This is a genomic window from Pseudomonas sp. P4_D7 (assembly GCF_056401755.1).
This window is the reverse complement of the sequence record NZ_JBFUIR010000010.1, coordinates 34,663-46,824: the sequence shown is the minus strand read 5'-3', so window position 1 is coordinate 46,824 and position 12,162 is coordinate 34,663. Positions and strand designations below refer to the sequence as shown.

General features: G+C 58.5%; 15 protein-coding genes. 13 read left to right on the top strand and 2 right to left on the bottom strand.

The window, feature by feature from the left end; genetic code table 11:
* Window positions 1–386: 386 nt before the first annotated feature.
* The 10 genes from AC1DVF_RS09390 to AC1DVF_RS09345 all read left to right on the top strand — a co-directional run bounded on the left by AC1DVF_RS09390 (window position 387) and on the right by AC1DVF_RS09345 (window position 9,810).
* Window positions 387–1,136, top strand: coding sequence for an electron transfer flavoprotein subunit beta/FixA family protein (locus tag AC1DVF_RS09390; RefSeq protein WP_007908338.1), 750 nt, complete (start codon window positions 387–389; stop codon window positions 1,134–1,136).
* Window positions 1,137–2,066: an electron transfer flavoprotein subunit alpha/FixB family protein gene (locus tag AC1DVF_RS09385; protein ID WP_477782365.1), complete on the top strand. Its 930-nt coding sequence runs from the start codon at window positions 1,137–1,139 to the stop codon at window positions 2,064–2,066.
* 80 nt (window positions 2,067–2,146) lie between these two features.
* Window positions 2,147–2,968: a substrate-binding periplasmic protein gene (locus AC1DVF_RS09380; protein ID WP_477782364.1), complete on the top strand. Its 822-nt coding sequence runs from the start codon at window positions 2,147–2,149 to the stop codon at window positions 2,966–2,968.
* A gap of 9 nt (window positions 2,969–2,977) precedes the next feature.
* Window positions 2,978–3,334: a DUF4398 domain-containing protein gene (locus tag AC1DVF_RS09375; protein WP_093435356.1), complete on the top strand. Its 357-nt coding sequence runs from the start codon at window positions 2,978–2,980 to the stop codon at window positions 3,332–3,334.
* Complete coding sequence (locus AC1DVF_RS09370; protein WP_477782363.1) at window positions 3,331–4,143, top strand: OmpA family protein; 813 nt, start codon at window positions 3,331–3,333, stop codon at window positions 4,141–4,143. Before AC1DVF_RS09375 ends, AC1DVF_RS09370 begins: the two co-directional genes overlap by 4 nt.
* A gap of 201 nt (window positions 4,144–4,344) precedes the next feature.
* The gene (locus AC1DVF_RS09365; RefSeq protein ID WP_477782362.1) at window positions 4,345–5,784 is read left to right on the top strand and encodes an aminotransferase-like domain-containing protein; all 1,440 of its coding nucleotides are present in this window, start codon (window positions 4,345–4,347) and stop codon (window positions 5,782–5,784) included.
* A 79-nt stretch (window positions 5,785–5,863) separates the two neighbouring features.
* Window positions 5,864–6,334 (top strand): translation initiation factor 2, encoded by a 471-nt coding sequence (locus AC1DVF_RS09360; RefSeq protein ID WP_093435540.1) that lies wholly within the window; start codon window positions 5,864–5,866, stop codon window positions 6,332–6,334.
* Window positions 6,335–6,500: 166 nt separating this feature from the next.
* Complete coding sequence (locus AC1DVF_RS09355; RefSeq protein ID WP_007908349.1) at window positions 6,501–6,755, top strand: YkgJ family cysteine cluster protein; 255 nt, start codon at window positions 6,501–6,503, stop codon at window positions 6,753–6,755.
* 41 nt (window positions 6,756–6,796) lie between these two features.
* Entirely contained in the window at window positions 6,797–7,402 is a 606-nt protein-coding gene (locus AC1DVF_RS09350) for an START domain-containing protein (protein ID WP_016985992.1), read from the top strand.
* 314 nt (window positions 7,403–7,716) lie between these two features.
* Window positions 7,717–9,810, top strand: coding sequence for an LTA synthase family protein (locus tag AC1DVF_RS09345; RefSeq protein ID WP_477782361.1), 2,094 nt, complete (start codon window positions 7,717–7,719; stop codon window positions 9,808–9,810).
* A gap of 75 nt (window positions 9,811–9,885) precedes the next feature.
* Here AC1DVF_RS09345 and AC1DVF_RS09340 read toward each other — a convergent pair whose 3' ends face one another.
* The gene (locus AC1DVF_RS09340) at window positions 9,886–10,044 is read right to left on the bottom strand and encodes a DUF3309 family protein (protein ID WP_169432680.1); all 159 of its coding nucleotides are present in this window, start codon (window positions 10,042–10,044) and stop codon (window positions 9,886–9,888) included.
* A gap of 323 nt (window positions 10,045–10,367) precedes the next feature.
* Between AC1DVF_RS09340 and AC1DVF_RS09335 the strand changes: the two genes are divergently transcribed.
* From AC1DVF_RS09335 to csrA, 3 genes are all read left to right on the top strand, one after another.
* On the top strand, window positions 10,368–11,183 hold the full coding sequence (locus tag AC1DVF_RS09335; RefSeq protein ID WP_093435347.1) for an SDR family oxidoreductase: 816 nt from the start codon (window positions 10,368–10,370) through the stop codon (window positions 11,181–11,183).
* A gap of 63 nt (window positions 11,184–11,246) precedes the next feature.
* Window positions 11,247–11,579, top strand: coding sequence for a YnfA family protein (locus AC1DVF_RS09330; RefSeq protein ID WP_016985989.1), 333 nt, complete (start codon window positions 11,247–11,249; stop codon window positions 11,577–11,579).
* Between the two features lie 135 nt (window positions 11,580–11,714).
* On the top strand, window positions 11,715–11,900 hold the full coding sequence (gene csrA, locus AC1DVF_RS09325; RefSeq protein WP_016985988.1) for a carbon storage regulator CsrA: 186 nt from the start codon (window positions 11,715–11,717) through the stop codon (window positions 11,898–11,900).
* Between the two features lie 5 nt (window positions 11,901–11,905).
* On the opposite strand, the gene AC1DVF_RS09320 is transcribed toward csrA, so the two are convergent.
* The gene (locus AC1DVF_RS09320) at window positions 11,906–12,133 is read right to left on the bottom strand and encodes a YheU family protein (RefSeq protein WP_003192759.1); all 228 of its coding nucleotides are present in this window, start codon (window positions 12,131–12,133) and stop codon (window positions 11,906–11,908) included.
* Window positions 12,134–12,162 lie beyond the last annotated feature (29 nt).

The following is a 12,162-nucleotide window of genomic DNA, read 5'->3' as shown; positions in this document are numbered from 1 at the left end:
GTTTGTTTGAATCGGCTCCAGCCCAGAGAAATCAAAGAAGCGCGGCTTATGAATGGTCATTTTGCTGTATTGACCGGAATAGGCGTTCCGGTCAAGATACGGGCGGTTTTGCGCTCGTCGTAGGCAGACTGGCGGTTTCAAGAGCACGTCTAAAGACAGGGCACAGGCAGTAGAAGGTGATGCGCAGCGCAGTCCGGCGCGCAGTTTACACAGCGTGAAGATCAATGACTCGTCGGTCACCCCTGACGAACGGTCGCAGGTCCTCACACTGTGCAGCCACCAGACACCCAAGTCGGCGTTTTTAGAGGTGCCCTTTAGCCTGATGAGCATCAACCGCCAGGTTCGCCTAGGCGACTTTCTTTTCACCGGAGAGTAACGAGGAATCCATGAAGGTTCTTGTAGCTGTCAAACGCGTTGTGGATTACAACGTCAAGGTTCGCGTCAAGGCGGACAATTCCGGCGTCGATCTCGCCAACGTCAAGATGTCGATGAACCCGTTCTGCGAAATCGCAGTGGAAGAAGCCGTACGCCTGAAAGAGAAAGGTGTTGCGACTGAAATCGTCGTCGTCTCCATCGGCCCGACCACCGCTCAGGAGCAACTGCGTACCGCACTGGCTCTGGGTGCCGACCGTGCCATCCTCGTCGAATCCGCTGAAGATCTGACCTCGCTCGCCGTGGCCAAGCTGCTCAAGGCTGTGGTCGACAAGGAACAGCCGCAACTGGTTATCCTCGGCAAACAGGCGATCGATAGCGACAACAACCAGACCGGCCAGATGCTTGCTGCACTGAGCGGCTACGGTCAGGGCACGTTCGCCTCGAAAGTCGAAGTCTCCGGCGACAGCGTTGCCGTGACCCGTGAAATCGACGGCGGCGCGCAGACGGTTTCCCTGAAACTGCCGGCAATCGTCACTACCGACCTGCGTTTGAACGAGCCGCGCTACGCGTCCCTGCCAAACATCATGAAAGCCAAGAAGAAGCCTCTCGAAGTGCTGACTCCGGACGCTTTGGGCGTTTCCACCGCCTCCACCAACAAGACCCTGAAAGTCGAAGCGCCGGCTGCACGCAGCGCGGGCATCAAGGTTAAGTCGGTAGCTGAATTGGTCGAGAAACTGAAAAACGAAGCGAAGGTAATCTAAATGACTATCTTGGTTATTGCTGAACACGACAACAAAGTGCTGGCCCCGGCCACACTGAACACCGTGGCTGCTGCGGTCAAAATCGGCGGCGACGTCCACGTTCTGGTTGCAGGTCAAGGCGCTGGCGCCGTGGCTGAAGCCGCAGCGAAAGTCGCTGGCGTGAGCAAAGTCCTGAATGCTGACAACGCGGCTTACGCGCATCAGCTGCCGGAAAACGTTGCTCCGTTGGTAGCTGAGCTGGGCGCTGGTTACAGCCACATCCTGGCTGCCGCCACCTCCAACGGCAAAAACATCCTGCCGCGCGTTGCTGCGCAGTTGGACGTTGACCAGATCTCCGAGATCATCTCGGTCGAAAGCGCTGACACGTTCAAACGTCCGATCTACGCCGGTAACGCTATCGCTACCGTGCAGTCGACCGCTGCGATCAAAGTGATCACCGTGCGTGCCACCGGTTTCGACCCGGTTGCCGCTGAAGGTGGTTCGGCTGCCGTTGAAGCTGTTGCTGCTGCGCACAACGCCGGCACTTCCAGCTTCGTCAACGAAGAACTGGCCAAGTCCGATCGTCCTGAGCTGACCGCTGCCAAGATCGTCGTTTCCGGCGGCCGCGGCATGCAGAACGGCGACAACTTCAAGCATCTGTACGCTCTGGCCGACAAGCTGGGCGCTGCGGTGGGGGCTTCGCGCGCCGCCGTCGACGCAGGTTTCGTACCGAACGACATGCAGGTCGGTCAGACCGGCAAGATCGTTGCGCCACAGCTGTACATCGCCGTCGGTATCTCCGGCGCGATCCAGCATTTGGCCGGTATGAAAGACTCCAAAGTGATCGTTGCGATCAACAAGGACGAAGAAGCGCCGATCTTCCAGGTGGCCGATTACGGTCTCGTGGCGGATCTGTTCGAAGCCGTCCCTGAGCTGGAGAAGCTGGTCTAATCCAGCGGCTTCACTTATAAAGAGCCCGGCCTGTTGGTCGGGCTTTTTTTTGTCTCGGATTTGAGTGGGAGCGTTTTGCCATGGATCTGCGTTGCGGATGGTTGTTGGGGTTGGCCCTGTTGCCGGGGTTGGCGATGGCCGCGGGCAAATGCGAGCGCCTCGTCGTCACCGGTAGCCCGGATGCGCCGCCGTACCTGTGGCAGGACCCGCAGAATCCCAAGCAGTTGATCGGTGCCAGCGCTGATCTGCTGCAACAAGTCGCCAAAGACCTCGGCATCAAAGTCGAATTGCTCTACGCCGGCAAACGTTCGCAAGCCCTCGATGAAGTGCGCAGCGGGCGCATGGACATGCTCGCCGACGCGCCGCTGACCCTCAATGAGCTGGAAAACCTCGACTACATCCATCCGCCGTTGCTGGAAAACGACTATCTGGTGTGGACCCGCAAAGGCTCGACGCTGGTCTACAGCGAGGCCAAAGACCTGCACGGTCACGTCGGTGCGTTGTCGGAAAAGTCTCGTATGACCCAGGCATTTGGCACTTTCGCCGAGCAGAATCTGACCCTGACCCGGACAGCCAACCTCACTCAGGCGCTACAGAAATTGCTCTTGGGCGAAGTGGAATATGTACTCGCCGGCCGCTACTCGGGCATGGCCGCCGCGCAGGCATTGGGTATGGCCAATGACCTGTTGGTGTTCGAGCAACCGGTCGACCGGCCGGGGCTGTTCCTCGCGGTTTCGCATAACTCGGCATGCAACGATCCGTGGTTGCGCGGACAGTTGGCCAAAAAGATGACAGAATTGCCCGCGTCCGGACTGACGGAAGCCGCGCTGCAACGCAACATCGATCGCTGGAAGGCGCAGCAGCAACAGCCGCCACAACCCGTCAGTGCCCCAAAACAGTAGGGATTCTTAGTGAGTATTCGACCTCTTTTCGCGGCTGTGGCCGTTCTGGCCCTGGCCGGTTGCGCGACCGATCCGGCACCCAATGAACAAATGCGCCTGACCGAGCAAGCCATCACCCAGGCCAAGGCTGTTGGCGCCACCGCCGACGAAGTGCCGGAAATGAAACTGGCCGAAACCAAGTACAACCGCGCCAAAGGCAACATGGCTGACCAGTCCTATCGGAACGCGCGTATGCGTTCGGAGCAGGCTGAACTGGATGCACGTCTGGCCGAAGCCAAAGTGCTGACGCAAAAAAGTCAAGAACAGGTGAATGTGCTTAACACCCGCATCGTCCGTCTGCGCAAGCAACTGGGAGATGCCCAATGAGTCTCAAGTCGAAAGTTGTAGGCGGCCTGATCCTCGCCGGTTGCGTCAGCCTGTACGGCTGCGCCGGTCAACACAGCGAATCCGCTCTGCAAGAAGCCAGCGCCGACTTCCAGAAGGTCAAGGAAGACTCCAACGTGCTGCGCATCGCGCCGAAAGACGTGATCCGCGCCGGTGAGTCCCTGGCTCGTGCCGATCGCCTGTCGACCTATTGGGGCAGCGGTTCCGATGTTGTGCACTACGCCTACCTGAGCCAGCGCTACAGCGAAATCGCCCGCGAGCATACCAATCAGGTGCTCAATGAGGAGCGCGCGGCCAAGCTCGAACTGGACCGCCAGCGCCTGCAACTGGCCTTGCGTGAATCGAAGTTGCTTAGCGTGCAGCAGCAGGGCAAGTGGCTGGAAGAACAGATCGTTGCACTGGCCACCACGCAGACCGACCGTGGTCTGGTGATGACCCTCGGCGATGTACTGTTCGACACCGGTGAAGCAGAGCTGAAAAACTCGGCCAACCGTGTTGTGCTGAAAATCGTTCAGTTCCTGCAACTGAACCCCAAACGTGTAGTGCGCATCGAGGGCTACACCGACAGCACCGGCGGCAAGCAGGAAAACCTCAAGCTATCCCGTGATCGCGCGCAAGCGGTGGCGGACGTGCTGATGGACCTGGGCATCGACGACAAACGCATTCAGGTCGAAGGCTACGGCGACGAATACCCAGTGGACGCCAACGCTTCCGAGCGTGGGCGGGCACAGAATCGTCGGGTTGAAATTGTCTTCTCCGATGAAAAAGGCCAGCTCGGCGCCGCCCGCTGAGGGTTGCGTCTCTGGAAAGCCCGGGCTGTCATGCAGTGCCGGGCTTTTTTACGTCTGTCGATTGGCTCGCAATCCGTACAGTAGGGGGCAGACACCGCACTGTATGGTCGAGTAATGTGGCAACTGTCCCAGTACACTTCTAAACTGTTCCGGTATTGTTTCACACAAGAATAAAATGCCCGTGAAATCGAGTGCTGCGTCATGACCAATCTCTTGCTCTACCAACGTATTGCTCGGCAACTGGCCGAAGACATCCGCCGTGGGGTCTATCAACCGGGGGAGCGCGTGCCTTCGGTGCGCAAGATGAGTTCGCAGCTCAACGTCAGCCATGCGACGGTGTTGCAGGCTTACGCCAATCTCGAAGATCAGGGGCTGATTCGGGCGCGCCCGCAGTCCGGTTATTACGTGCACCAGACGCCGGCACTGACGGCGCCGACGCCGGACATCGCCCGTGTCGAGCGGCCGGGGCTGGTTACCCGCAGCAGCATCATTCAACAGGTTCTGGTCGAATCACGCCGCGAAGGCGTGTTCCCGCTGGGTGCGGCCGTGCCGAGTGTCGATTACCTGCCGGTGCGCGCACTGCATCAGCAACTGGCCAAGGTCACCCGCTTCCATAGTCCGCGTGCTTTCAGCTACATGTTCAGCCCCGGTTTTGAGCCGCTGCGCCGGCAAGTGGCGATCCGCATGCGTGATGCCGGTGTGGTGGTCGATCCGTCGGAAGTGGTCATCACCCACGGTTGTGTCGACGCCTTGCAGATGTCGTTGCGCGTGCTGACCCGCCCGGGCGATCTGATCGCCGCCGAATCACCAACCTATTACGGTTTGCTGCAATTGGCCGATCTGCTCGGCTTGAAGGTCATCGAAATCCCTAGCGATCCGGCCACTGGCATGAGCCTCGAAGCGCTGCAACTGGCCGCCAACCAATGGTCGATCAAAGCGCTGGTGCTGACCACGCGCCTGAGCAATCCGCTGGGCGGCACCATGCCCGAAGAGCGGCAGAAACAGTTGCTGCGTCTGGCCTCGGACTTCGACATCCAGATTGTCGAAGACGACATCTATGGCGAGTTGATGTTCGAGCAGGGCAAAACCAAAGCGCTCAAGGCTTATGACCGACTGGATCGGGTGATCTACTGTTCGAGCTTCTCCAAAACCTTGTCACCCGGTGTGCGCATCGGCTGGATGATCGCTGGCAAATATCAGCAGGAAATCCAGCGCTTGCAGACCTTCAGCACCCACTCGGCGTGCAGCGTGACGCAGATGGCGATTGCCGCTTATCTGGAAAACGGCGGTTATGACCGGCATTTACGGTACATCCGCCAGGAATACCGAAAAAACCTCAGTGCCTTCCAGTTGGCGGTGCAGCAGTACTTCCCCGAGGGTACGCAAATGACCCGGCCTACGGGCGGTTTCATCCTCTGGGTGAGCTTGCCGGGTAGGGTGAATACTCAGGAATTGCATGTGCGCGCCCTGCAGCAGGGCATCAGCATTGCGCCGGGACTGATCTTCAGTAATACCGAGCAGTTCAACCACTGTATTCGCCTGAACTGCGGGATTCCGTGGAACCGCGAGGCGGAGCGGGCGTTGATGACCCTTGGCTTGCTGGCGACGCAACTGTGTCAGGAAACCGCTGGCGGATTCTGAACGAGCGGTGGCTGATGCTTGTCTTGTGGCGCCCAACAAGCGAGCATATGGCCATCTGCCGTTTGCCACTGTTGGGTTCATGAAAGCGATTGCTCCTGCCGCTTGGGTTTTGCTGGGTTTGCTGATGATCGGTCATGCGCCTGGCGTCGTGGCCGCTGCGGCTCAGGAAAAACCGGCGGCGATGAGCCCGGCGAAAAAAAACACGCCAGCGCAGAAGGCAACTCCGGCGAAGAAACCTCAGCAAAAAATCATCAAGAAGCGCAAGCCAGTCGCCTCGAAATCGAAACCCGCCAGTGAAGTGGTAAAAACCAAGTTGCCGTCGGCCAAACTCGATTTGAGCCTGCCCAAAGACATGGTCGAGGAATTGAAGCCCAAGGGCACGGTTGAATTGCCCAAGCGCGAGCCGATCCTGCCGCAGATGTTTGGCGAGAAGAACAACGGCTTCCAGCTCAACGGACGTTTGCTCAGCAACGAAATGCAGTTGCAACTGCGCAACGAAGAGCGCCGTGAAGTCGAAGGTGCGGCGCTGGATTTTGAATTCAAGCAGTGACTGCAGGCCATCTGTGACCCGCAGACCAGACGCTTTGTCGGAGACTGGTCAGTCACATTCAGTTATCGGTAAAAACCCCGGTTCAGGGAATTTAAAACAGCCGTTTTAGCGGTTACTCTGTTCCGCGTCCCTTTTACACATCGCCCGTCGCGAGGAATTGTTCGTCATGAAATGCCGTGAAGGCTGTGGCGCTTGCTGCATTGCCCCTTCCATCAGTTCGCCAATTCCCGGCATGCCTGATGGCAAACCTGCCGGCGAACGTTGCGTGCAACTCTCGGTCGAAAACCTGTGCAGCATTTTCGGCCGCCCCGAGCGCCCGGCAGTCTGTTCCGGCTTTGCGGCGGATGTCGAAGTCTGTGGCAGCAGCTCGGAAGAAGCGATCAGGCTGATTGGCTGGTGGGAGCAGATGACGGCGGCGTGATGTGTCAAACGAACGGAACTTCAACAATAAGGAATAAGACTATGGGTTCGCTGCATCGTATCGCTGTGTTGTGTGGTTTGACCGCTGTGCTGGCTACCTCCGTCGCTCAGGCTGAAGACTGGAAAGTCGCCAAGAACGAGGACGGCATCAAGGTGTCCCTGAGTGAAGTGCCAGGTTCGGACTACAAGTCCTACCAGGGCGTTGCGCTGATGAAAACCACCGTCGCCAAACTGCGCGCACTGCAGGAAGACGTCTCCGGCGCGTGCGCCTGGATTCACGAATGCAAGACCCAGAAACTGCTCAAGCACGAGGGCGATCAGAGCTGGACCTACACCCAGTTCAACACGCCTTGGCCGGTGACCCCGCGTGATTCGGTGCTGCACATCACCACCGTTGAAGGCGCCGATGGCAGCCTGACCCGTAACCTCGAAGGTCTGCCCAAGTACATTCCGGAAGAGAAAGGCTTTGTCCGTGTAGCGCAGGTCAAAGGCTTCTGGAAATTCGTACCCAAAGGTGATCAGGTTGAAGTGACCTATCAGGTGCATACCGAGCCGGGTGGTAGCGTGCCGTCGATGATTGCCAACAAGTTTGTCGTCGATGCACCGTTCAATACCCTCAAAGCCTTGAAAGAACGCGCCGAGAAGTAATCTCGCGTTGCAACAAAACGCCCCGATCGATTCGGGGCGTTTTGTTTTGTATCTATATTGTGTTTCCAGATATGCGTTGCACGAAATTTTCACAAAGTGTTCCTGACAATTCGCCCGCGCTGTTTGCACGCTGCCCCGGTTCGCGGCTGCACTAAATGAAAGTGTCGGGCGGCAGGGCAGTAATCAATGGCAATGGTGCGGGTGATCGTGCAACATTTGCGCACCGCGCAAGCCCCGGGGTCTGGAATGACCAATAGAGGGCCTGGCGCCGCTGTATTTTTGCAACTTCAACTTCCAATGGGTCCTAAAACGACATGGCAAACCCGGACGCCCTGAATCAGCAGCGATCTTCTGCTCGCCTGCTGCAACCGACCGTCAAATCGCATCTGGCCTACACGCTGCTTTGCGCGCTGGTCATGATGGTGATGTTTTCCGTGCTGCGCCTCGCGCTGCTGGTCTACAACCGCGAGATGATCCTCGACACCCCGGCTTCGACCTTCCTCGAAGCCTTCGCCAACGGCCTGCGTTTCGACCTGCGCCTGGTGGTTTACGTGTGCATTCCGCTGGTACTGGCGCTGTTCAGTGCCCGCGCCATGGCCGCACGCGGCTTCTTCCGCTTGTGGCTGACCATCGCCTCAAGCATCGCGCTGTTCCTCGGCCTGATGGAGATGGACTTCTACCGCGAGTTCCACCAGCGCCTCAACGGCCTGGTGTTCCAGTACGTGAAAGAAGACCCGAAAACCGTGATGAGCATGCTCTGGTACGGTTTTCCGGTGGTGCGCTACCTGCTCGCGTGGGTGATCGGCACCGTCATTCTGACCCTCGCGTTCAAAGGCGCCGACCGTGCCACGCGTCCGCGCGGCCCGTTCAGCGGTGGCAGTGTCGGTACCCGTCAAGTTGCGCCGTGGTACACCCGTCTGGCGGTGTTCGTGGTCTGCCTGTTGATCTGTGTAGTTGCCGCCCGCGGCACCTTGCGTCAAGGCCCGCCACTGCGCTGGGGTGACGTGTACACCACCGACTCCAACTTCGCCAACCAGCTCGGCCTCAACGGCACGCTGTCGCTGATCGCGGCCGCCAAGGACCGTATGGGCGAAGACCGCAACAACATCTGGAAAGCTACACTGCCGCAGGAGCAAGCGCAGAAGGTCGTGCGCGATATGCTGCTGATGCCGGACGACAAACTGGTCGATGCCGATATCGCCGCCGTACGCCGTCAATACACGCCACCGGCCGACAAGACCCTGCCGATCAAGAACGTTGTCGTGATCCTGATGGAAAGCATGGCCGGTCACTCGGTCGGTGCGCTGGGTGCGCCGGGCAACATCACGCCATACCTGGACAAACTGTCAAAGGAAGGCTTGCTGTTCGACCGCTTCTTCTCCAACGGTACGCACACCCACCAGGGCATGTTCGCGACCATGGCCTGCTTCCCGAATCTGCCAGGTTTCGAATACCTGATGCAGACCCCGGAAGGCAGCCACAAGCTCTCCGGCCTGCCGCAGCTGCTCAGCACGCGCAAGTATGACGACGTCTACGTGTACAACGGCGACTTCGCCTGGGACAACCAGTCGGGCTTCTTCAGCAACCAGGGCATGACCAACTTCGTTGGTCGTAACGACTTCGTCAACCCGGTCTTCTCCGACCCGACCTGGGGCGTGTCCGATCAGGACATGTTCGATCGTGGTCTGATCGAGTTGAAGAAGCGTGAAAACGGCAAGCCGTTCTATGCCTTGCTGCAAACGCTGTCCAACCACACGCCATACGCCTTGCCGACGCCATTGCCGGTCGAGCGTGTGACCGATCGCGGCAGCCTCAACGAACACTTGACCGCCATGCGCTACGCCGACTGGGCGCTGGGTCAGTTCTTCGAGAAGGCGCGCAAAGAGCCGTACTTCAAGGAAACCCTGTTCGTCATCGTCGGCGACCACGGCTTCGGCAACGAGCGCCAGATCACCGAAATGGACTTGGGCCGCTTCAACGTGCCGATGCTGATGATCGCGCCTGGTATTCAGGAGAAGTTCGGCACCCGTGACCACACCGTGGGGACGCAGATCGACATTGTGCCGACCATCATGGGCCGTCTCGGTGGCGAAGTGCGTCATCAGTGCTGGGGCCGTGACCTGCTCAATCTGCCGGAAGGCGACACCGGTTTCGGGGTGATCAAGCCGTCGGGCAGCGAGCAGACCACTGCCATCGTCACCGCCGACCAGATTCTGGTCCTGCCGAAGGACAAGGAAATGGGGCCGAAGATCTGGCAATACCAGTTGGGTGCCAATCCACATGCCGAGATCGTTCCGAATGCACCGCGCACTGCCGAGTTGAAACTCAAACTCGAAGCGTTCCTGCAAACGGCGACCAAAAGCCTGATGGACAACACTGCCGGTGTCATCAACGGCAAGCCTGATTGATCGCTTGCCGACAGTAAAATCCACGCAATAAAAAAGAGGCCCTGAACAGGGCCTCTTTTTTTTGCGCTTGAAGCGTTATATCCGACCGAGTAACAGCAGCACCAACAGCACCACCAACACCACGCCGATAATGCCCGAAGGACCATAACCCCAACTTCTGGAGTGCGGGAAGACCGGCAGACCACCGATCAGCAACAGGATCAGGATAATGATTAGAATTGTGCCCATGTCGATTTCCTTGTTGATAGCGTTCGAGAAGTCTTGGTATTCAAGGGCGACTGGAGACTAAGTAATTCCAGACGGCTTACAAATTCCGACCGGTGTGCATGAAAGAAAATTCAATGTTTTTTTAATGTATTTGGATCGCTCGCTTATTTCCTTTACAGCGAAAAGTTCGCCGCCTCGTTTCACTCGACAGCGCCTGCAGGAACCCATGTAGGAGCTGCCGAAGGCTGCGATCTTTTGATCCTCCATTCAGCAACTTGATGGAGCGTGGGCGCGCGCCGATCCTTCGCTACACTCCGCGCATCTTCCCCGGAACAACAAGGCTGTCTGCTATGCAAAATCGCATGATGATCACTGGTGCGGGCTCGGGCCTGGGTCGCGAAATCGCGCTGCGCTGGGCCCGTGAAGGCTGGCAACTGGCCTTGTCCGACGTCAGCGAACCCGGTCTTCAGGAAACCCTGAAAATGGTCCGCGAGGCCGGTGGCGACGGTTTTACCCAGCGCTGCGATGTACGTGATTACAGCCAGCTCACCGCGTTCGCTCAGGCCTGTGAAGAAAAGCTCGGCGGCATCGACATCATCGTCAACAACGCCGGCGTGGCCTCGGGTGGCTTTTTCAGCGAACTGTCGCTGGAAGACTGGGACTGGCAGATCGCGATCAACCTGATGGGCGTGGTCAAGGGCTGCAAGGCGTTCCTGCCACTGCTTGAACAAAGCAAAGGCAAAATCATCAACATCGCCTCCATGGCGGCACTGATGCAAGGCCCGGCGATGAGCAACTACAACGTGGCCAAGGCCGGCGTGGTAGCACTGTCGGAAAGTCTGCTGATCGAACTGGCGCAGCAGGAAGTCGGCGTGCACGTGGTCTGCCCCTCGTTCTTCCAGACCAACTTGCTCGATTCGTTCCGTGGGCCGACCCCGGCGATGAAAGCGCAGGTCGGCAAGTTGCTGGAAAGTTCGCCAATTACGGCGGCGGATATCGCTGACTACATCTATCAGCAAGTCGCCGCTGGCGAGTTCATGATCCTGCCCCACGAACAAGGGCGCATGGCCTGGGCGCTGAAGCAGAAGAACCCGCAACTGCTCTACAACGAAATGACTTCAATGGCGGAGAAGATGCGCGCCAAAGCCAAACAGAACAACGGCTGACCTTGCCCGTTGCAGACAGCGTCGTTAGGGTGGCCGCACTGGTCACCTTGTCGAGACGCATCAATGCTCAATTACCTGTGGTTCTTTCTCGCGGCGCTGTTTGAAATCGCCGGTTGTTTCGCCTTCTTCATGTGGCTGCGTCAGGGCAAAAGTGCCTTGTGGGTGATTCCTGCGCTGCTCAGCCTGACCCTGTTCGCACTGTTGCTGACCCGTGTTGAAGCCAACTATGCCGGTCGTGCCTACGCCGCTTATGGCGGCATCTACATTGTCACTTCGATTGGCTGGCTGATGGTGGTCGAGCGCGTGCGTCCCTTGGGTTCGGACTGGATCGGCGTGGCGCTGTGCGTGATCGGCGCCAGCGTGATTCTGTTCGGGCCACGCTTTTCTGCTGCCTGAAGGTCTTTTGTGGGAAGCGTCTGACAGCTCAGGGCGAGCATGGGTGTAAGGCAAAACTGATTTGCTCGCCGTGCATTGAAGAGGCGCGGCAAGCCGCGCATCTTCAGGGTTCGCTAACCCTGAAGGACGAATCTCATGCTTGTACTCAGCCGTGTCGTTGGTGAGTTGATTTCAATCGGTGATGACATCACCTTGCGCGTTCTGTCAGTGAACGGTGCCAGTGTGCGATTTGGCGTCGAGGCGCCACAAAAGGTCAACGTGCACCGCGCGGAGGTCTATGAGCGGATTCAGCGCAAGCAAGCCACGCAGAAAGTTCGCTGAGGATTTCAGTCGAACAGGTGCTTGGGCACGTCGTGCTTGAGCATCAACTGGCACTGCTCGCTTTCCGGGTCGAAGACGATCAGCGCCTGGCCTTTGGTCAATGCCTGACGCACGCGCAGCACGCGGGTTTCCAGCGGCGTGTCATCACCGTTGTCGGTGCCGTCGCGGGTGACGAAATCCTCGATGAGGCGGGTGAGGGTGTCGACTTCAAGAGCGTCGTAGGGAATGAGCATGGGCACCTCGGCTGAATCAATGGCGGGAT